Origin of the sequence: Alistipes sp. An66, assembly GCF_002161445.1 — a bacterium.
Classification (GTDB): domain Bacteria; phylum Bacteroidota; class Bacteroidia; order Bacteroidales; family Rikenellaceae; genus Alistipes; species Alistipes cottocaccae.
Genome location: NZ_NFHT01000012.1, coordinates 1 through 19,633, shown reverse-complemented (window position 1 = coordinate 19,633; position 19,633 = coordinate 1). Strand labels below are relative to the sequence as shown.

Sequence of the window (19,633 nt, the reverse complement as noted above, 5' to 3'; positions counted from 1 at the left end):
AAAAAATCTCCGGGCCTTGCAGGTCCGGAGATTTTTCATGGAGGGGGGGGGTGTCAATAGAGGTAGAAGACGATTCCGATGAAGTGGCACACCACCGCGAGGTTGATCAGCAGGTGCCACACCATGTGGTGGTAGCGGAACCCCTTCCGGGCGTAGAACCACGCCCCCAGCGTATAGAGGACCCCGCCCGCGGCGATCAGCCACAGCAGCGGCGCCGAAGCGTGCCGGATGAACAGCGGCAGGAAAAAGACGATCGTCCAACCCATCACCAGGTAGATCGTCAGGCTCACGGCCGGAATCGAACGCCGCGACAACGACTTGTAGAAGATCCCGAAGAGCACCATCGTCCATTGCAGCACGGTGATGAAGAGCCCCTGCCAGCCCCCGATCACCGACAATGCTATCGGCGTATAGCTCCCCGCAATGGCCACGTAGATGAAAATGTGGTCCAGGATGTGGAAAATCTCCTTGTGCCGCGACTGCGGATTCATCGAGTGGTAGAGCGTCGACGTCAGAAACATCAGAAAGATCGAGATCACGAAAACCGATACCGAAACCGCCGCCAGAACCCCTTCGGGATCATGAACATACGCCCATACCGACGCAAAAGGCAGCGCAATCAGCGCAGCCAGCGACATCACACCGTGCGATACCGCATTGGCAACCTCCTCCCCCAGCGTCGGAAGATAAACCCCTTTTTTTGCTCCCATGACTCAACCATTTGATTCAATGTGCCAAATTTATAATTTTTTTTCATATCTTTGCGCACATAGGTATTCGGTTAGGTTAATTCGGTTCGGGAAATGGACTTCTCACGCTACGAAAATCTCCGCACTCTCGTGCGGACGAACTTCTCGGAGCAGACACAGCGTCTGGTTGACGAAGCGCTCGAATACGCCGGGGAAAAACTCGACGGTCTCGTGCGCTACGACGGCTCGCCCCTGATCGGACATGGCGTCGCCGTCGCCGAAATCGTCATCTCCGAGGTCGGACTCGGGAGGAACTCGACCCTCTCGTCGATCCTCCACGATGTCGTGCGAATCGCTCACAAGCAGCTCCCCGCCGAGGAGTTCCTCGCCCTCACGGCCGAAATCCAGAACCGGTTCGGCGACCAGGTCGTCGGAATCACCATGGGCCTCGCGAACATCTCCGAACTCCGCCTCAAAGTCGCCAAGGAGCAGGCCGACAACTTCCGCGATCTGATCGTCAGCTACTCCGAGGATCCCCGCGTGATCCTCATCAAGCTCGCCGACCGGCTCGAAGTGATGCGCTCGCTCGACATCTTCCCCCACGAAAAGTGGCGCAAGAAGAGCTGGGAGGCGATGAACCTCTACGCGCAGATCGCACACAAGCTGGGTCTCTACTCGATCAAGAGCGAATTGGAGGACATCGCCCTGAAATACCTCGAACCGAAGGATTACGAACATATCGTCACCAAACTCGAAGAGAGCGCCGACGAACGCCGCGCCTTCATCGCGCGTTTCCTCGTGCCCATCGAGCAGCGGCTCAACCGTCTCGGCATCCGATACCACATCAAGAGCCGCACGAAGTCGATCTTCTCGATCTGGAACAAGATGCAGAAGCAGCACGTCCCCTTCGAGGGCGTCTACGACATCTTCGCCATACGCATCATCATCGACTGCGAGCGCGAGCAGGAGAAACCTCTCTGCTGGACCGCATACTCCGTGGTCACGGACTTCTATACGCCCAACCCCAACCGCATGCGCGACTGGATCTCGATCCCCAAGTCGAACGGTTACGAGTCGCTCCACACCACCGTCTCGGCCGAAGGCCGCTGGGTCGAGGTGCAGATCCGCACCGAACGGATGGACGCCGTTGCCGAGCGCGGTATCGCCGCACACTGGCGCTACAAAGGCGTCGGGCAGGGCGCACAGACCAGCGAACAGTGGTTGAGCCGCCTGCGCGAACTGATGGAGGACACCACCCACTCGCTGGCACAGCGGTTCGACGCCAAACCCGCCTCGGGCGAGATCTTCGTCTTCACGCCGAACGGCGACCTGCGCAAGTTGCCCGAAGGGGCCACGCTGCTCGATTTCGCGTTCGATATCCATACGAACCTCGGCTCGACCTGCGTCGGCGGAAAGGTCAACAACCGCGCCGTCTCGATCCGCGAAACGCTCAAAAACGGCGACATCGTCGAGATCCAGACCCAGAAGAACCAGACCCCGAAATCCGACTGGCTGAACGTCGTCGTCACCTCCAAGGCCCGCAACAAGATCAAGTCGTTCCTCCGCGAGGAGCAGGCCAAGCATACCCGCATGGGCCGCGAAGAGTTGGAGCGAAAGCTCAAAAACTGGAAGATGGCCATCTCGATCGACGAGGCCGTGGCCTATCTCGCCCGCCACTTCAAGCTCCGCCTCGGCAGCGACGTCTACGGGCTGATCGCCACCCAGAAACTCGACTTCGGAACCGTCAAGGAGCTGCTCTCGCGCCACCTCTCCGGCGAAGCCGCCGAGGAGCGCCGCGCCGCGGCCGCCGAAATCGAACGACAGAAGGCCGCACAGCACGCCGCACAGGAGAAGGCCGCACCGCAGGATGCACTGGTCATCGACGACGACATCTCGAAGATCCAGTACAAGCTGGCCAAGTGCTGCAACCCGATCAAAGGCGACGAGGTCTTCGGATTCGTGACGATCAACTCCGGGATCACGATCCACCGCTGCGACTGCCCCAATGCCAAGCGCATGCGCGAGAACTATCCCTACCGCGTCGTCGAGGCCCGCTGGCGGCAGTCCGCCGAGGGTGCCTTCCGCGTCTCGATCCGCATCGTCGCCGCAGACACCACCGGCATGGCCAACCACATCACCGAGGTCATCATCCGCGACCTGAAACTCAACATCCGGTCGATCAACTTCGCCGCAGCCGGAAACGGCTGCATCGCCGGAACCGTCGCCGTCGAGGTCCCCGGTACGGCCGTCGTCGATACGCTGATCCACCAGATCATGCGCATCAAGGGCGTACAGCGAGCCTATCGCATCAACTGATTCCGTCAACATCTTTACCCACACTATCGATCAATGAATAACAACACAATCAGCGTCGTATTTGCCGACTCGTCGCATGCGCACTACGCTCCGCGTATCTGCCAGCTCATCTACGAGTCCGCATTGCAGCGGGGAACGGGGATCGCAAAGCGTTCGCCCGAGTACATCGCCGCAAAAATGACCGGTGGCAAGGCCGTCGTGGCGCTGGACGGTGAAAGACTGGTCGGGTTCAGCTACATCGAGTGCTGGGGGCATGGCGACTTCGTCGCAACCTCCGGTCTGATCGTCGACCCCGAGTACCGGCACATGGGACTCGCGGAGCAGATCAAACGACGAACCTTCGAGCTGGCCCGACGACGATTCCCGTATGCCAAGTTATTCAGTATCACCACGTCGCTCCCCGTCATGAAACTCAACTCCCGCATGGGATACGTCCCCGTGACCTTCTCCGAACTGACCGAGGACGAGGAGTTCTGGCGCGGATGCGAAGGGTGCTGCAACTACGACATCCTCCAACGCAACAACCGACGCATGTGTCTCTGCACCGGAATGCTCTACGACCCCGCGAAGGAACCGCCCCAGAAGCACTCCCGATTCGCACCCTACGTCATGTTCCTCCGGAACAAATTCAAGAAACTCTTTCACCTGAAATAAAAAACGATATAAAGCCATGGATACCAAGAAAAAAGTCGTACTGGCGTTCAGCGGCGGGCTGGACACCTCGTTCTGTGTGAAGTATCTCTCCGAGGAGAAGGGATATGATGTCTATACGGCCATCGCCAATACCGGAGGTTTCTCCAAACCCGAACTCGAACGCATCGAGAAGCGCGCCCTGGAACTCGGCGCCGTCAGGCACGCCACGCTCGACATCGAACAGGAATACTACGAGAAGAGCATCCGCTACATGGTCTTCGGCAACATCCTCCGCAACGGCACCTACCCCATCTCGGTAAGCTCCGAGCGCATCTTCCAGGCCATCGCCATCATCGAGTACGCCAAGCAGATCGGGGCCGACGCCGTGGCACACGGTTCGACCGGCGCCGGGAATGACCAGGTGCGTTTCGACCTCACGTTCCAGATCCTCGCGCCCGAAATCGAGATCATCACCCCGACGCGCGACATGACCCTCACGCGCGAATACGAGATCGACTACCTGCGCAAGCACGGCATCACGGCCGACTACAAGAAGATGGAGTACTCGATCAACAAGGGGTTGTGGGGCACCTCGATCGGCGGCAAGGAGACTCTCCATTCGGAGCAGACGCTCCCCGAGGAGGCCTATCCGAGCCAGATCACGGCCGACGGCGAGGAGCACCTCAAACTCTCGTTCGACAAGGGCGAGTTGTGCGCCGTGAACGGGAAGCCCTATGCCGACAAGGTCGAGGCCATCCGCGCCGTCGAGACCATCGGCTCGAAGTTCGGAATCGGACGCGACATGCACATCGGCGACACGATCATCGGCATCAAGGGACGTGTCGGATTCGAGGCCGCCGCCCCGATGCTCATCATCGCCGCGCACAAGATGCTCGAAAAGCACACCCTCACCAAGTGGCAGATCTACTGGAAGGATCAGGTCGCCACGTGGTACGGCATGTTCCTCCACGAGGCGCAGTACCTCGAACCCGTCATGCGCGACATCGAGGCCATGCTCCTTTCGTCGCAGCAGAACGTCACGGGAACCGTCGAACTGATCCTCCGCCCGAGAAACTACACGCTCGTCGGCGTCGAGTCGCCCTTCGACCTCATGAAGACCGACTTCGGCGAGTACGGAGAGGTCAACAAGGCCTGGACGGCCGACGACGCGAAGGGCTTCACGAAGATCCTCGCCAATCCGATCAAGATCTACTACAACGTCCAGAAACGTAACGAAAAACCGGAAAAATGATCCGCGCGGGAATCATCGGAGGGGCCGGATACACGGCCGGGGAGCTGATCCGCCTGTTAGTGAACCACCCGCAGGTCGGGATCGTCTTCGTACACAGCACGTCCAACGCCGGGAACCTCCTCACGGAGGTCCACGGCGGGTTGGAGGGCGAAACAACGATGCGCTTCTGCGCGGAGTACGACCTCGCGTCGGTCGACGTCGTCTTCCTCTGTTCGGCACACGGGCAGAGCCGCACGTGGATGGCGGAGCAGCGTCTGCCCGAAGGTTTGCGCATCATCGACCTCGCGCAGGACTTCCGCGACGAGTCCGAAGGGTTCGTCTACGGCCTCCCGGAGATGAACCGCGGGCGAATCCGGGAGGCCCGCCGCGTGGCCAATCCGGGCTGTTTCGCCACCGCAATCCAGCTGGCGCTGCTGCCGCTGGCCGCAGCGGGGCTGCTCGAAGACGAGGTGCACGTCACGGCCGTCACCGGATCGACCGGCGCCGGCGTGAAACCCTCCGCCACGACCCATTTCAGCTGGCGGTCGGACAACCTCTCCGTCTACAAGGCCTTCTCGCACCAGCATCTGCTCGAAATCGGCCGCAACCTCCGGCTGCTGGAACCCGCATTCGGGCAGGAGATCAACTTCGTACCCATGCGCGGAGACTTCACCCGCGGCATCCTCGCCAGCGTCTACACCAACTGCCCGCTCGATGAGGAAGCCGCCCGGAAGCTGTACGCCGACTACTACGCCGGGGCGGCATTCACCCATGTCGCGGAGCGCGGCGTCGACCTCAAACAGGTCGTGAACACCAACAAGGCGCTGGTCCATACGGCCAAATACGGATCGAAGCTGCACGTCGTCTCGGTGATCGACAACCTCCTGAAAGGAGCCTCGGGGCAGGCCGTACAGAACATGAACCTGATGTTCGGGCTGGACGAGCGCGAAGGGCTGCGCCTCAAAGCCAGCGCGTTTTAATTGCTCCGGACGGGGAGGGATGTCTCCCCCGATGCGGAGCCCAAACAAAAAGCTATCATGGAACTTTTCAACGTATATTCGCTCTATCCGATCGAGCCCGTGCGGGGAAAGGGGTGTTTCGTCTACGACGAGGCCGGGACCGAATACCTCGACCTCTACGGCGGGCACGCCGTCATCTCGATCGGACACGCACAGCCCGACTATGTGAAGGCCCTGTCGGAGCAGGTCGGGAGGCTCGGATTCTACTCCAATTCGGTGCTGAACTCGCTGCAAGTCGAACTGGCCCGGCGTCTCGGGAAGGTCTCGGGCTACGACGACTACCGGCTCTTCCTCTGCAACTCCGGCGCCGAAGCCAACGAAAACGCCATCAAGCTGGCGTCGTTCCATACCGGGCGCAGCAAGGTGTTGGCCATCGAACGCGCCTTCCACGGGCGCACCTCCGGAGCCGTGGCCGTGACGGACAATCCCGCCATCTCGGCACCCTTCAACCGCACGCCCAACGTCGAGTTCACCCCGCTGAACGACCTTGAAGCAGCCCGCACGAAGCTCGCCACGCGCGAATTTGCCGCCGTGATCGTCGAGGGCATTCAGGGCGTCTCGGGCATCCACTGTCCCACGGACGACTTCCTCCGCGGCGTGCGCGAGGCCACCACGGAGACCGGCACGCAACTCATCCTCGACGAGATTCAGTCGGGGTACGGACGAACGGGCCGCTTCTTCGCCCACCAGCAGGCCGGGATCCGTCCCGACCTGATCACCACGGCCAAAGGAATGGCCAACGGATTCCCGATCGGCGGCGTATTGATCGCTCCCCACTTCGAGGCGCGGCCCGGGATGCTCGGGACCACGTTCGGAGGAAATCACCTCGCCTGTGCCGCGGCCATCGCCGTTTTGAAGATCATCGAGCGCGAAGGTCTCGTCGAAAATGCCGCCGGGGTCGGAGGGTACCTCCTCGGGGAGCTCCGCGCCATGGAGGGATTGAAGGAGGTGCGCGGACGCGGTCTGATGATCGGCATCGAGATCGACGGCTCGGGATCGGAACTCCGCAAGCGATTGCTCTTCGGGAAGCACATCTTCACCGGAGGCGCCGGAGCCTCCGTCGTGCGGCTGTTGCCCGCGCTGTGCCTCACGCGCGAGTTGGCCGACCGCTTCCTCGAAGCATTCCGCACCACGCTGCACAACCGATAAACCGTTCGGGGCCGGCTCCGGGGTGCGGCGGCGGAAGTCGCCGCAGCGTCGGAGCACCGCAAAGGCCCCGTCACCCCAAAACATGCACAAGAGATGAAAAAATTCACCTGCGTACAGGATATCGGCGACCTGAAAGCAGCCGTCGCCGAAGCTCTGGAAATCAAGCGAAACCGCTTCCAGTTCACCGGACTGGGACGCAACAAAACCCTGCTGATGCTCTTCTTCAATTCGAGCCTCCGCACGCGCCTCTCGACCCAGAAGGCCGCCATGAACCTCGGCATGAACGTCATGGTCCTCGACGTCAACCAGGGCGCCTGGAAGCTCGAAACCGAGCGCGGCGTCGTGATGGACGGCGACAAGGCCGAACACCTGCTCGAAGCAATCCCCGTCATGGGATCCTACTGCGACGTGATCGGCGTGCGCTCGTTCGCCCGATTCCACGACAAGGCCGAAGATTATGAGGAGCGCGTTCTGGAGCAGTTCATCCGCTACTCGGGACGTCCGGTCTTCTCGATGGAGGCCGCCACGCGACATCCGTTGCAGAGCTTCGCCGACCTGATCACCATCGAGGAGCACAGGACCACGAAGCGCCCGAAGGTCGTCATGACCTGGGCTCCCCATCCCAACGCCCTGCCGCAGGCCGTGCCCAACTCATTCGCCGAGTGGATGAACGCCGCCGGGTATGACTTCGTCATCACACACCCCGAAGGCTATGAACTCGATCCGAAGTTCGTCGGCGGAGCCCGCGTCGAGTACGACCAGCGCAAAGCCCTCGAAGGCGCCGACTTCGTCTATGCCAAGAACTGGGCCGCCTATGCCGATCCCAATTACGGAAAGGTCCTCTCGCGCGACCGCGCGTGGACGGTCGACGCCGAAAAGATGGCGCTGACGAACAACGCCTGGTTCATGCACTGTCTGCCCGTGCGGCGAAACATGATCGTCACGGACGAGGTGATCGAGTCGCCCCGCTCGCTGGTGATCCCCGAGGCGGCAAATCGTGAAATATCGGCACAGGTAGTGCTCAAACGTCTGTTGGAGGGGCTGGAATGATGGAAAAGATCACGGTAATGAAGATCGGCGGGAATGTCATCGACAATCCCGAAGCCTTGAAGGCCTTCCTCGCGGAGTTCGCCGCAATCGAGGGCCCGAAGATCCTCGTCCACGGAGGCGGAAAACTCGCCACGCGGCTCGCCGAACGCCTCGAACTCAAAGTCCGGATGGTCGACGGCCGGAGGATCACCGACAAGGGAACGCTCGACGTCGTGACGATGGTCTACGCCGGGCTCGTCAACAAGCAGGTCGTCGCCGGATTGCAGGCCGTCGGCTGCAACGCCATCGGTCTCTCCGGAGCCGACGGGAACGCCGTAACGGCCCACCGGAGGGCTCCGCAGCCGATCGACTACGGGTTTGTCGGCGACATCGACCGCGTGGATTCGGCGTTGCTGCAACGGCTGTTGGAGGGCGGGCTGGTCCCCGTCTTCTCGGCCATCATGCACGACGGCCACGGCACGCTGCTCAACTGCAATGCCGACAGCGTCGCCTCGGCCGTGGCGCTCGGAGCCGCAGCCGTCGCCCCGACCGATCTGGTCTTCTGTTTCGAGAAGTCCGGCGTGCTGCGCGATCCCGAGGACGAAGGTTCCGTCATTCCCGAAATCACCGCCGACAGTTACCCGCCGCTCAAAGCCGACGGAACGGTCAGCAAGGGAATGATCCCCAAGATCGAAAATGCCCTGAAAGCCGTCGAACAGGGGGTGCGGAGCGTCACGATCCGCAGCTCGGCCCATCTGGCAGACGGCATCGGAACCGTCATCCGCAAATAAAACCCGGGGCGCGCCCCGACAAACCCCGAAAGGCGGAAGCCTTTCTCCGAAAAAGCATGAATCCGAAAACCGCAGAAGCCGTCGAGTTGTTGCAGGCGTTGATCGCAACGCCCTCGCTGTCGCGCGACGAAGCCCGCACGGGCGACCTGCTCTTCGCCTTCCTCGCGGAGCACGGGGCCGCGCCCGAACGGCTGCACAACAACGTCTGGGCCCGGGCCGAAGGGTATGATCCCGCACGGCCGACCCTGCTGCTGAACTCCCACCACGACACGGTGCGCCCCGCGGCATCCTACACCCGCAACCCGTTCGCACCGGTGATCGAGGAGGGGTGTCTCTACGGGCTCGGCAGCAACGACGCCGGGGCTTCGGTCGTCGCACTCGCCGAGACCTTCCTCACGTTCCGGCGCCGCCGACTGCCCTTCAACCTCGTCGTGGCCCTCTCGGCCGAGGAGGAGTGCATGGGCGAGCACGGCATGCGGGCGCTGCTGCCCGCGCTGGGAAAGATCGACATGGCGCTCGTCGGCGAGCCCACCGGCATGCAGGCCGCCGTCGGTGAACGCGGGCTGGTCGTCCTCGACGGCACGGCCCGCGGCAAGAGCGGACATGCGGCCCGCAACGAGGGGGTGAACGCCCTCTACATCGCGCTGGACGACATCGCCCGCCTGCGCGGCTTCCGTTTCGAACGCGAATCGGCGCTGCTGGGACCCGTCGGCATCACCGTGACGCAGATCGAGGCCGGGACGCAGCACAACGTCGTTCCGGACGTCTGCCGCTTCGTCGTCGACGTCCGCACGACCGACGCCTACACGAACGAGGAGGTGGTCGAGATCCTGCGCCGGGCGTTGCAATCGGAAATCGTGCCCCGCTCGACCCGCATCCGCGCCGCCGCCGTCGGAGACGACCATCCGCTCGTCCGCGCCGCAAAGGCCGTCGGCCGCAGCACCTTCGTCTCGCCCACGACCTCCGACCGCACGCTGATGCCCTTCCCGTCGCTCAAAATGGGACCCGGAGAGTCGGCCCGATCCCACACGGCCGACGAATTCGTCCGCATCGACGAAATCGACCGGGCAATCGCCCTCTACGAACAGTATATCGAACAGTTAGCCATTCTATACGCATGAGCACCACCAAACTTTGGGACAAGGGTTTCGAACCCGACAAGATGATCGAAGAGTACACCGTCGGCAACGACCGCGAACTCGACCTGCAACTCGCCCGCTACGACGTCGAAGGATCGCTGGCGCACATCGCCATGCTTGAAAAGATCGGGCTGCTCACCGCCGAAGAGCTCCGCACGCTGACGGCCGGTTTGCAGGAGATCGCCGCCGAAATCGAGGCCGGGCGTTTCGAGATCGAACCCGACACGGAGGATGTCCACTCGCAGGTCGAGCTGCTGCTCACCCGCCGGCTGGGCGACGTCGGAAAGAAGATCCACTCGGGCCGCTCGCGAAACGACCAGGTGCTGGTCGACCTGAAACTCTTCCTGCGCGACGAGCTGCGGAAGGTCGCCGACGATACGAAGGCCCTCTTCGACCGCTTGCAGGAGCAGAGCGAACGATACGGGGAGGTGCTCATGCCCGGGTACACCCACTTGCAGATCGCCATGCCCTCGTCGTTCGGGCTCTGGTTCGGGGCCTACGCCGAGACGCTCGTCGACGACATGCGTCTGCTCGCCACGGCCTGGCACATCGCCAACCAGAACCCGCTGGGATCCGCCGCCGGCTACGGTTCGTCGTTCCCCCTCGACCGCACGATGACCACCCGGCTGCTGGGCTTCGAGACGCTCCACTACAACGTCGTCGCCGCACAGATGAGCCGCGGAAAGAGCGAGCGCGCCGCCGCGGCAGCCATCGCCGCCGTCGCCGCCACCGTCGGACGTCTGGCCATGGACGCCTGTCTCTTCATGAGCCAGAATTTCGGATTCATCTCGCTGCCCGACGAACTCACGACCGGGTCGAGCATCATGCCCCACAAGAAGAATCCCGATGTCTTCGAGATCATGCGCGGGCGCTGCAATCGCCTGCAAGCCGTGCCGAACGAAATCGCACTGCTCACGACGAATCTCCCGGTCGGATACCACCGCGACCTGCAACTCATGAAGGACATCCTCTTCCCGGCCCTCGCCGAGATTCGCCGCACGCTGCGCATGTGCGACTTCATGATGGCTCACGTCCGCGTCAACGAGCATATCCTTGAAGACCACAAGTACGACTATCTCTTCACCGTGGAGGATGTCAACCGCCTCGTCCTGCAAGGCGTGCCCTTCCGCGAGGCATACCGCCAGGTCGGCATGGCCGTGCAGCGCGGCGAGTACCAGCCCACGCGCGAGGTGCATCACACCCACGAAGGGAGCATCGGAAACCGCTGCACCGCGGAGATCCGCCGCAAAATGGAGGCCGTCATGCAGGAGTTCGAGACTCCGGGATTGCAGGCGTAAAGACAATGAAAAAGGGGTTGCCGGGATGGATGGCACGGCTGGCAGCCATCCCGGCAACCGGAACGGTTCATTCGTGCCGCAAGGCGACGTCCGGGGAAGGTTCCGGAGGAGAGAGCATAAAACAGAGCCCGAACAACCCAATTCATCCTATTTCTCACTATCTTTACAACGTGGAACTCCACAACGGAGTGCAAAGATAGATTAGAAAAATACAGACATATCGTTTACAAGGCGTTAACTTTCATTCTTGTTCTTGAAGCTTCGACTCTTTCAAAGCAACCAAAAGTAAAACGAGGAACGCCCATGGGAGTGTTTACTTGTATTTAGTTGCAAAATAGTCAAAACCTCAAAAACAGATAAAAGTACTGTCCCACGTCTTTTTTATTGCATTCAGTCTCGTAGGGGCGGGCGGACTACCCAACAATTAATCCGACATGAAGAAATTTCTGTTTTTGGGATGGCTCCTCGCCGCAGCGTCGCTGACCGCCTGCGACAAGGACAACGAACAAGAGGACGGGCCTTGTCCCGTCACCGACATCGAACTCCCGCAATCGAGCGAACAAACGCCCATCGAGCCCGGCAGCACAATCGAAATCCGCGGAAACGGATTCGAAGACGACTGCGAAATCTGGCTCTTCGGAGCGTCCCAAACCGCAGGAGTACAGGCCGAAATCCTCGAAGTCTCCGCCTCCGCCGTCCGCTTCACGGCCCCCAACCTCTGCGGGACCCAACGCATCGAACTCCGGCAGAACGGCGGGGTATGGGACATCGGAACGCTCGTCTTCCCCGAAGAGGAGATGCTGCCGATCGAGATTCTACCCCGCCGGATCTCACACATCAGAATCACCTATCCGGACGACTTATCCTTTGTCCAGCAGTTCGCCTACGACGAACAGGGCCGCATTGCCTCCATCACGGAAACGGACCAGCAATACGCCTATCCCGGGACCACGGCCCAGGATGAAGTGACCGAAATCACCTACGAAAGCGACCGCATCGTCATCACCGAGCCCTCCGGCGCACAGTCAATCCTCACGCTGGCCGACGGCCGGGCCACAGCCATCACCGGCGTCGCCTTCAATGACAACTACCCCGACGACTACGCCTTCACCTACGACGCAAACGGGTACATCGCAACCAGCACCTGGACCCAGAATCCCGACAAAACCTACTCCGCAAAGAGCCTCTACACCGTCGTGAACGGATGCATGACGCAGGTCCGGGAGGCCGAGGATTCCGGGGAGTGGTACGGCGGGAACGCCTCCTACACGAACAACCCCGAACGTATGAACAACCTCAACATCGACCTCTTCGGCATCAGCGACTTCATCACCACAACCGATCTCGACCGGATCTATCTGGTCGGCGCCGGAGGAAACCGTCTGAAAAAGCTCCCGGCATCGGTCGATTACGGAGAAAACGGAGTCGACACTTATCGCTACACGATGGAAGGTGAGTATATCTCGAAAATCGAAATCGACGAGGATGGTGAACCCCTCACGATACTGGAAATCTTCTACGAAGATTAACTCTCCGAATCCGACCAAAAAAAGGGCTCCGACAACCGGAGCCCTTTTCGTGGAAATCGGACGCGACTACTTGATACGCTCGTAGTACTCGCGCGTACGCGTGTCAACGCGGATCTTGTCACCTGTGTTGATGAACAGCGGCACGCGGATCGTCGCACCCGTATTCACCGTCGCCGGTTTCAGCGAGTTCGTCGACGCCGTGTCGCCCTTCACGCCCGGCTCCGTATAGGTTACCTCCATGTCCACGATCGGGGGAAGCTCCGCCGAAAGTACCGTCTCCTTCTCCGTGTGGAACATCACCTCCACGATCTGGCCGTCGGCCATCAGGTCGTAGTTGTTGATCAGGTTCTTGTCGATGTTGATCTCCTCGAAGGTCTCCGTGTGCATGAAGTGCATGCCCAGGTCATCCTCGTAGGTGAACTGGTACGGACGGCGCTCCACACGCACCGGCTCGATCTTCACTCCGGCCGAGAAGGTGTTTTCCAGCACCCGGCCGTTTTCGAGGTTTTTCAGTTTCGTACGTACGAAAGCGGGGCCCTTGCCCGGCTTCACATGCTGGAAGTCCACGATCTGGAACGTCTTCCCGTCCAGCTCGATGCACATGCCGATTTTGATGTCTGCGGTTGTTGCCATAGTTATCGTGTATTTTTTTAAGTGTTCTCGCGGCCGCAAAGGTAACAAAAAGTTCCCGAATTTCCTAATCTCCGCACTTCTGCCGCACGCAACCCCGACCTCCGCAACCCCGACCTCCGCCCCGTCATCCGACCCGTCATCCGACCTCCGCCGCCCCGTCGCCCATGCCGCGCCGGAAAAGGCCGCGCAACGGCGGGCCCGAGCCCTACAACTCGATCGCCTTGCAGCGAAGACCCAGCTGACGGATCTTTTCCAACGTCCGCGGAAGCGCATAGCGCATGTTCCGGAACGCCTTCTCGCTGTCGTGGAAAACCACGATCGCCCCCGGAGCCAGGTATTTCGTCACGTTTTTCAGACACGTCCGGGGCGACAGCTGCCGGTTGTAGTCCCGCGAAATGATGTCCCACATCACCAGCTTGTAGCGCTGCCCCAGAAAACGCGCCTGCGCCGGCGTGATCTGCGCATACGGCGGACGGAACAGCTCCGTGTTGAGCAGATCGTTCGCAAAGTCCACATCCTCCGTATAGCGTTCCAGGCTCATACCCCACCCCTTTTGGTGCGAATAGGTGTGGTTACCCACCTTGTGCCCCGCATCGAGAATCCGTTGGTAGAGGTCCGGATACATCTCCACGTTCTTCCCCAGCACGAAGAACGTGGCCTTCGCGTCGTACTTCTCCAACGTCGAGAGAATCCACTCCGTAATGCCCGGAGTCGGACCGTCGTCGAACGTCAGGAAAACCCCGTCCGGATCGTCGATCTCCCAGATCAGGTCCGGCATCAGACGCCGGATGAGTTTCGGTGGTTTCAAGCGCATACGTCCGCAAAAATAATCATTTTCCGTACCTTTTGGAAAAATAGTTGTATATTTGTAGAAATCCAACGTTTCCGATGCTCATGAAAACGATGCTCAACGGGGTGATCCTCGCCTTGATCGCCATCTCGACCGTCGCCTGCGACGCCTTCCATACCCTGAACAACAAGAAATCGGCACAGGGAAGACCCTATGAACTCATCGTCGTATGCCCGCAGATGGAGTGGAACGGCGAACTCGGAGACTCCATACGCGCCGTATTCACCGCCCCCGTGCCCTATCTCAACCAGGTCGAACCCCTGTTCGACGTGCTGCGCGTTACCGAACGCAGCTTCAAGGACATGATCGCCGACCACCGGAACATCCTCAAAATCGTCGTCGACCCCTCGCTCGAAAAGGCCGAAACGGCCGTCGAGTACGACGTTACCTCCGAACCCCAGATCGTACTCACCCTCCAGGGCCCTGACGACAAGGCCCTCGTCGGATACCTCTCCGAAAACCGCGACAACATGCTCCACGTCCTCGAAAAGGCCGAGCGCGACCGGGACGTGAAGGCATACGCCTCGTTCAACAACCCCGGAATCGAAGCCGCCGTCAAGAAGATCTTCGGCGCCGAAATCCGGGTTCCCAAAGGCTATGTCCTCGCCAAACAGTCCGAAGACTTCCTCTGGGCCCGCTACGAATACCCCACCGCCAGCCAGGGGTTCTTCATCTACGCATACCCCTATGAAGGCCCGCAGTCGCTGTCACGGGAGGCGCTGGTCGAGGCCCGCAACAAGTTCGCCGCCCGGATCCCCGGACCCTCCGACGGATCCTACATGACCACCTCCGACGCCTTCGAACCCGACTACCGGATGTTCCGCCTCGAAGGCCGGCTCTGGTGCGAACTCCGCGGATTCTGGGACGTCGAGGGCGACTTCATGGGCGGACCGTTCGTCAGCTATACGACCGTCGATACCGAAACCAATCGCGTCTTCACCATCGACGGGTACGTCTATGCCCCCGACCTGAACAAACCCCGCAAGCGAAACTACATCCGGGGAATCGAGCACCTGCTCTACACGATCCGATTCCCCGAAGAGCAAAAACAATAGCGTCGGCAAAAAACGACGACTCCCCGGAACGGATTCGACGCCCCCCCGAAAATACCTGGTCCGCGTTGCGGGAAACGATGAAGAGCGGAGCGGATCAGGACGCGCCGAACGACTTTCGGCAGCACGCAGAAAACACGCATGCAGCAGATTCTGACATACATCTTCATCGCACTCTATTCGGTGACGATCCTCGGCGTCGTGCTGGTCATCATTACCGAAAACCGGAACCCGCTGAAAACGCTTCCGTGGATCATCGTGCTCGTGTTCGCTCCGGTCGTCGGGCTCGTCTTCTACTTCTTCTTCGGGCAGAATCTCTCCAAGCAGCGGATCATCTCCCGCAGAACCCGGAAACGAATCTCCATGCGGCTGGTCGAGACCGACGAAACCGGACGGGCCGAGATCCCCGAACAGTGGAAACCCCTCGCCCGGCTCTTCGAAAGCGCCGCCCACGCCGTGCCGCTCTACGGAAGCCGGATCACCCCCTATACCGACGGAAATGCCAAGATGGAGGCGCTCCTCAACGAGATCCGACGCGCCGAACATCACATCCATCTCCAATACTACATCCTCTGCGACGACCGGACCGGACGGCAGCTGCGCGACGCGCTCGTCGCAAAGGCCCGGGAGGGTGTCCGGATCCGGATCCTCTACGACGACGTCGGGTGCAGCGGCGTCAAGAAGGCCTTCTTCGAATCCATGCGCCGCGAAGGTATCGAAATCCACGCCTTCCTCCACGTCCGATTCCCCCGCTTCACCAGCAAGATCAACTACCGCAACCACCGCAAGATCGCCGTCATCGACGGCCGCGTGGGATTCATCGGCGGCATGAACATCGCCGACCGCTATCTCGACGGGCCCGGATGGGGAACCTGGCGCGACTCCCATTTCCGCATCGAGGGACGCGGAGCGGCCGGATTGCAGGCCTCGTTCCTGAGCGACTGGTCCGCAACCACCAAGCAGCGGATCTCCGGAGCGGAGTACTATCCCCCGGTCGGGCACTTCTCCGACGGAATCTTGCAGATCGTACCCAGCGGCCCCTTCGGCAAGTGGCGCACGCTCTTGCAGGGCGACAGCTACGCCATCGCAAAGGCCCGGCGCAGAATCTGGATCCAAACCCCCTATTACCTCCCTTCCGAAGTCCTCAACTCCGCCTTGCAGACCGCCGCGCTGGCCGGAATCGACGTGCGGCTGATGCTCCCCGCACGATCCGACTCGCGCGTCGTGGACCTTGCGTCGCACTCCTTCCTCGACGACATGATGAAGGCCGGCGTCCGGATTCTCTTCTACAAACCCGGATTCCTCCACTCCAAACTCCTGATCATCGACGACGATCTGACCGTCATCGGGTCCGCCAACATGGATTTCCGCAGTTTCGAGCACAACTTCGAGGTAAACGCCTTCGTCTACGACGCCGACTTCAATGCCCGGATGGCCCGGATCTTCGAAAACGACGCACGGCAGTCCCATGCGCTGACCCCCGCCGAATGGTTCAACCGCCCCCGTTCGCGGCGGTGGACCGAATCCCTCATGCGCGTCTTCTCTCCCCTGCTGTAAACCGGGAAGAGAGAGGATGGGATGGAAAATAGAGAATGCGAAGAGAAGGAAGAGAAAAAGAAAACCTCACGAGGATCAGAGCTCCACGATGCCGTGGCGGATCGCGTAGACCACCAGTGAGGCCGTATTCTTGCAGCCCGTCTTTTCGAGGATGTTTGCCCGGTGTTTGTCCACCGTGCGCTTCGAAATGAAGAGCGTATCGGCGATCTCCTGATTCGAAAGACCCTGGCACACCGCCACCAGAATCTCACGCTCGCGTGACGACAACGGCTCGTCCGGGACATCCTCGCGCGTGCGCATGCGCCCCGTCAGCGACGAGAGCAGCTGCGGCGAAAAATAGCTTCCTCCGGCCATCACCGCATCCATCGCTTCCAGCACGTCCCCGATATCCGAATCCTTCAACAGGAAGCCCTTCGCCCCGGCCTCGACCATCCGCGAATAGTAGCTCTCCTCGCCGAACATCGACAGCGTGATGATCCGAAGATCGGGCCGCCGCGCCAGCGCCCGCTCCGTGGTCTGCGCACCGTCGAGCCCCGGCATCGAGAAATCCATGAAGACGATGTCCGCCTCCACGTCGTCCAGCAGCGCCAGAAACTCCTCGCCGCTCCCGGCCTCACCCACGACCCGGCATCCCGCACAACGGTCCAGCAACCCCCGCAGACCGTTGCGGAAGAGCGAATGGTCGTCTACAAGGATAATCCGGCGCTCCATCTCAACGGCGGTGTTTGCGGTTGTTCTTCTCCGCAGACGGCTCCTGCTGCGTATTCACGCGGATCGCCGCACGCATCCCCTTGCCCTTCGACGACGTGATGTCGAACATCCCGCCCAGCGAGTTGATCCGCGAAGCGATGTTCGAAAGCCCCATCCCGCAGTCCATCATCGCCTGCGGATTGAAGCCCCGGCCGTTGTCCGAATAGTCCAGAGCCAGTTCCGGGCCGTTCTGCGACAGCGAAAGGTTCACCTCCGTACAGGCCGCGTGTTTGAGCGAGTTGTTGATCAGCTCGCAGATCACCCGATAGAGGATCACCTCGATGTCCGTATCGTAACGCTCGCCCCGCAGGTTCGTCGTGAAGCGGATCTTCACGTCGTGCATCGCCGCGCTCTTGTCGATGAAGTTCTGGACGCCCCGCGCCAGCCCGAAGTCGTTCAGCACGTGCGGCGAAAGGTTGTTCGAGATCTCCCGCAACGAACGGATCGCCTCGTCGATCACATAGGTCGTATTGGCGATGATCTCCCGCTGTTCGGGGCTCTGCTCCTCGCGCGAAAGCGCCGACAGCGACATCTTCGCCGACGACAGCAGCGGGCCCAGACCGTCGTGAAGCTCCTTCGAGAAGCGCGAGCGGGCCTTCTCCTCCGTGCGCAGGACGGCCGTGAGGATCCGCTTGTTCAGCAGTGAACGCTGCCGGTTCAACCGGTCGATATACTTGAAGAGCTTGTGTGCGTACATCACTCCGATCGACAGGCAGACCGAGATCACGATCCCCAGATAGGCAAACCACCATCGCGAAATCACCTGCACGCCCGATTCCAGCAGCAGCTGGATCAGACGCTCCACGGACAACAGCGAAAAGCCCACGATGAAGAGAATCCACACCGAATTGTACTTCGTCGTGCGGACCAGACGCAGCGCATAGCCCGTGGCCACGCACTGGACAACGATCGAGATGACCAACAGTATTCGGATCAGCATAGAGCGGGACTATTTTTCCACTTTTCCACAAAAATACAAAACAGAAACCAATCCGCCGCAAAATTTCACCGCTATTTTCGGGATTCGGGGTCCGGACCGCCCACCGAAGGGAAGATACGGCCCAGATTCCGCATCTGACGGTAGTCCGTCAGGTCGGTCTGCACGGGAACCACCGAGACATACTTGTTCCGAAGCGCCCACTCGTCGGTGTCCTCCGCATCGGGCTCCTCGTTGACGAACGCCCCCGTGAGCCAGAAGTACTCCCGACCCCGCGGATCCTCGTGACGGTAGAACTCCTCCCGCCAGAAACCCCGGTTCTGACGGCACAGGCGGAGGCCCCGCAACTCCCCGGGACGCCCCACCGGAACATTCACGTTCAGGCACAGCGGAAGCTCCAACGGTCCCGACAGCAGCTCCCCGATGATCCGTTTCCCGTAAATCACCGACGCCTCGAAATCCGCGTCGGCGCCGTGGTCGTCCAGTGACAGGCCCACGGCCGGACAGCCGTAGAAGCTCCCCTCGATCGCCGCGCCCATCGTCCCCGAATAGAGCACGTTCACCGCCGAGTTCGAGCCGTGGTTGATGCCCGAAATCATCAGGTCGATCCGCTCCCCGCGCAGCAGGTAATCGAAAGCCATCTTCACGCAGTCGACAGGGGTCCCCGAGAAGGAGTAGACATCGACGCCCTCCTCCTCGCGGATCTTGCGCAGGTAGAGCGGATTGTACATCGTGATCGCCTGGCTCATGCCGCTTTGGGGCGTCTCCGGGGCCACGGCGATCACCCGGCCGAAGGTGCGCGCAACCTCGATGGCGGCGGCAAGGCCCTTCGAGGCGTAGCCGTCGTCGTTCGTAACCAATATCAGTCGTTCTTTCATCGTTTTCCTCTCTTTCCGGTTCCTCTCTCCGGTTCGGATCGGGGGATCCGCAGGTCGGGATTCGGGGTTTTTGCCGGCATGTTTCGGGCAAAGGTACGAATAATTCGTGCTTTTTTCATCCTTTATTTGCATCATATCGTTTTTTCTCTTTAT

Annotated in this window: 18 protein-coding genes; 12 read left to right on the top strand and 6 right to left on the bottom strand. The window is 60.9% G+C overall.

Annotation, left to right across the window (positions count from 1 at the left end):
* Nucleotides 1–53: 53 nt before the first annotated feature.
* Nucleotides 54–710, bottom strand: a complete 657-nt coding sequence (gene trhA / locus B5G16_RS08780) for a PAQR family membrane homeostasis protein TrhA (protein WP_087263373.1) — start codon at nt 708–710, stop codon at nt 54–56.
* Nucleotides 711–803: 93 nt separating this feature from the next.
* On the opposite strand from trhA, the gene B5G16_RS08775 reads away from it, so the two are divergent.
* The 10 genes from B5G16_RS08775 to B5G16_RS08730 all read left to right on the top strand — a co-directional run bounded on the left by B5G16_RS08775 (nt 804) and on the right by B5G16_RS08730 (nt 12,823).
* Complete coding sequence (locus B5G16_RS08775) at nt 804–3,005, top strand: RelA/SpoT family protein (protein ID WP_087263371.1); 2,202 nt, start codon at nt 804–806, stop codon at nt 3,003–3,005.
* Nucleotides 3,006–3,038: 33 nt separating this feature from the next.
* Nucleotides 3,039–3,659, top strand: a complete 621-nt coding sequence (locus B5G16_RS08770) for a GNAT family N-acetyltransferase (protein WP_087263369.1) — start codon at nt 3,039–3,041, stop codon at nt 3,657–3,659.
* 16 nt (nt 3,660–3,675) lie between these two features.
* Nucleotides 3,676–4,890: an argininosuccinate synthase gene (gene argG / locus B5G16_RS08765; RefSeq protein WP_087263366.1), complete on the top strand. Its 1,215-nt coding sequence runs from the start codon at nt 3,676–3,678 to the stop codon at nt 4,888–4,890.
* Nucleotides 4,887–5,849: an N-acetyl-gamma-glutamyl-phosphate reductase gene (gene argC, locus B5G16_RS08760; RefSeq protein ID WP_087263364.1), complete on the top strand. Its 963-nt coding sequence runs from the start codon at nt 4,887–4,889 to the stop codon at nt 5,847–5,849. Before argG ends, argC begins: the two co-directional genes overlap by 4 nt.
* Nucleotides 5,850–5,906: 57 nt before the next feature.
* A complete protein-coding gene (locus B5G16_RS08755) occupies nt 5,907–7,037 on the top strand; it encodes an aspartate aminotransferase family protein (protein ID WP_087263362.1) in 1,131 nt (376 codons plus the stop codon).
* A 93-nt stretch (nt 7,038–7,130) separates the two neighbouring features.
* Complete coding sequence (locus B5G16_RS08750; protein WP_087263359.1) at nt 7,131–8,087, top strand: N-acetylornithine carbamoyltransferase; 957 nt, start codon at nt 7,131–7,133, stop codon at nt 8,085–8,087.
* The gene (gene argB, locus B5G16_RS08745) at nt 8,084–8,857 is read left to right on the top strand and encodes an acetylglutamate kinase (RefSeq protein WP_204228070.1); all 774 of its coding nucleotides are present in this window, start codon (nt 8,084–8,086) and stop codon (nt 8,855–8,857) included. Before B5G16_RS08750 ends, argB begins: the two co-directional genes overlap by 4 nt.
* Before the next feature lie 56 nt (nt 8,858–8,913).
* Nucleotides 8,914–9,978 (top strand): M20 family metallo-hydrolase, encoded by a 1,065-nt coding sequence (locus B5G16_RS08740; protein ID WP_087263354.1) that lies wholly within the window; start codon nt 8,914–8,916, stop codon nt 9,976–9,978.
* On the top strand, nt 9,975–11,294 hold the full coding sequence (argH, locus tag B5G16_RS08735) for an argininosuccinate lyase (RefSeq protein ID WP_087263352.1): 1,320 nt from the start codon (nt 9,975–9,977) through the stop codon (nt 11,292–11,294). Before B5G16_RS08740 ends, argH begins: the two co-directional genes overlap by 4 nt.
* Before the next feature lie 434 nt (nt 11,295–11,728).
* Nucleotides 11,729–12,823: a DUF4595 domain-containing protein gene (locus B5G16_RS08730; protein WP_087263350.1), complete on the top strand. Its 1,095-nt coding sequence runs from the start codon at nt 11,729–11,731 to the stop codon at nt 12,821–12,823.
* A gap of 66 nt (nt 12,824–12,889) precedes the next feature.
* On the opposite strand, the gene efp is transcribed toward B5G16_RS08730, so the two are convergent.
* Together efp and B5G16_RS08720 are read right to left on the bottom strand one after the other, a co-directional pair.
* Entirely contained in the window at nt 12,890–13,456 is a 567-nt protein-coding gene (gene efp, locus B5G16_RS08725) for an elongation factor P (RefSeq protein WP_087263348.1), read from the bottom strand.
* Between the two features lie 205 nt (nt 13,457–13,661).
* The gene (locus B5G16_RS08720; RefSeq protein WP_239406054.1) at nt 13,662–14,270 is read right to left on the bottom strand and encodes a polysaccharide deacetylase family protein; all 609 of its coding nucleotides are present in this window, start codon (nt 14,268–14,270) and stop codon (nt 13,662–13,664) included.
* Nucleotides 14,271–14,344: 74 nt separating this feature from the next.
* Between B5G16_RS08720 and B5G16_RS08715 the strand changes: the two genes are divergently transcribed.
* Together B5G16_RS08715 and cls are read left to right on the top strand one after the other, a co-directional pair.
* On the top strand, nt 14,345–15,361 hold the full coding sequence (locus B5G16_RS08715; RefSeq protein WP_442856544.1) for a DUF4837 family protein: 1,017 nt from the start codon (nt 14,345–14,347) through the stop codon (nt 15,359–15,361).
* A gap of 138 nt (nt 15,362–15,499) precedes the next feature.
* Nucleotides 15,500–16,915 carry a cardiolipin synthase gene (cls, locus tag B5G16_RS08710; protein ID WP_087263346.1) on the top strand — a complete coding sequence of 472 codons (1,416 nt, stop codon included), beginning with the start codon at nt 15,500–15,502 and terminating at the stop codon, nt 16,913–16,915.
* 75 nt (nt 16,916–16,990) lie between these two features.
* On the opposite strand, the gene B5G16_RS08705 is transcribed toward cls, so the two are convergent.
* From B5G16_RS08705 to surE, 3 genes are all read right to left on the bottom strand, one after another.
* Nucleotides 16,991–17,626, bottom strand: a complete 636-nt coding sequence (locus B5G16_RS08705) for a response regulator (protein WP_087263344.1) — start codon at nt 17,624–17,626, stop codon at nt 16,991–16,993.
* Nucleotide 17,627: 1 nt separating this feature from the next.
* The gene (locus B5G16_RS08700; protein WP_087263342.1) at nt 17,628–18,605 is read right to left on the bottom strand and encodes a sensor histidine kinase; all 978 of its coding nucleotides are present in this window, start codon (nt 18,603–18,605) and stop codon (nt 17,628–17,630) included.
* A gap of 71 nt (nt 18,606–18,676) precedes the next feature.
* Nucleotides 18,677–19,480 carry a 5'/3'-nucleotidase SurE gene (gene surE / locus B5G16_RS08695; protein ID WP_087263340.1) on the bottom strand — a complete coding sequence of 268 codons (804 nt, stop codon included), beginning with the start codon at nt 19,478–19,480 and terminating at the stop codon, nt 18,677–18,679.
* Nucleotides 19,481–19,633: the final 153 nt, after the last annotated feature.

Bases quoted from the DNA above. Each gene is read 5' to 3' on its own strand.
- B5G16_RS08720 (WP_239406054.1), bottom strand. From the start codon at position 14,270: ATGCGCTTGAAACCACCGAAACTCATCCGGCGTCTGATGCCGGACCTG.
- B5G16_RS08730 (WP_087263350.1), top strand. From the start codon at position 11,729: ATGAAGAAATTTCTGTTTTTGGGATGGCTCCTCGCCGCAGCGTCGCTG.
- surE (WP_087263340.1), bottom strand. From the start codon at position 19,480: ATGAAAGAACGACTGATATTGGTTACGAACGACGACGGCTACGCCTCG.
- B5G16_RS08750 (WP_087263359.1), top strand. From the start codon at position 7,131: ATGAAAAAATTCACCTGCGTACAGGATATCGGCGACCTGAAAGCAGCC.
- trhA (WP_087263373.1), bottom strand. From the start codon at position 710: ATGGGAGCAAAAAAAGGGGTTTATCTTCCGACGCTGGGGGAGGAGGTT.
- argB (WP_204228070.1), top strand. From the start codon at position 8,084: ATGATGGAAAAGATCACGGTAATGAAGATCGGCGGGAATGTCATCGAC.
- B5G16_RS08755 (WP_087263362.1), top strand. From the start codon at position 5,907: ATGGAACTTTTCAACGTATATTCGCTCTATCCGATCGAGCCCGTGCGG.
- B5G16_RS08705 (WP_087263344.1), bottom strand. From the start codon at position 17,626: ATGGAGCGCCGGATTATCCTTGTAGACGACCATTCGCTCTTCCGCAAC.
- B5G16_RS08715 (WP_442856544.1), top strand. From the start codon at position 14,345: ATGCTCATGAAAACGATGCTCAACGGGGTGATCCTCGCCTTGATCGCC.
- efp (WP_087263348.1), bottom strand. From the start codon at position 13,456: ATGGCAACAACCGCAGACATCAAAATCGGCATGTGCATCGAGCTGGAC.
- argC (WP_087263364.1), top strand. From the start codon at position 4,887: ATGATCCGCGCGGGAATCATCGGAGGGGCCGGATACACGGCCGGGGAG.
- B5G16_RS08740 (WP_087263354.1), top strand. From the start codon at position 8,914: ATGAATCCGAAAACCGCAGAAGCCGTCGAGTTGTTGCAGGCGTTGATC.
- B5G16_RS08770 (WP_087263369.1), top strand. From the start codon at position 3,039: ATGAATAACAACACAATCAGCGTCGTATTTGCCGACTCGTCGCATGCG.
- argG (WP_087263366.1), top strand. From the start codon at position 3,676: ATGGATACCAAGAAAAAAGTCGTACTGGCGTTCAGCGGCGGGCTGGAC.
- B5G16_RS08700 (WP_087263342.1), bottom strand. From the start codon at position 18,605: ATGCTGATCCGAATACTGTTGGTCATCTCGATCGTTGTCCAGTGCGTG.
- cls (WP_087263346.1), top strand. From the start codon at position 15,500: ATGCAGCAGATTCTGACATACATCTTCATCGCACTCTATTCGGTGACG.
- B5G16_RS08775 (WP_087263371.1), top strand. From the start codon at position 804: ATGGACTTCTCACGCTACGAAAATCTCCGCACTCTCGTGCGGACGAAC.
- argH (WP_087263352.1), top strand. From the start codon at position 9,975: ATGAGCACCACCAAACTTTGGGACAAGGGTTTCGAACCCGACAAGATG.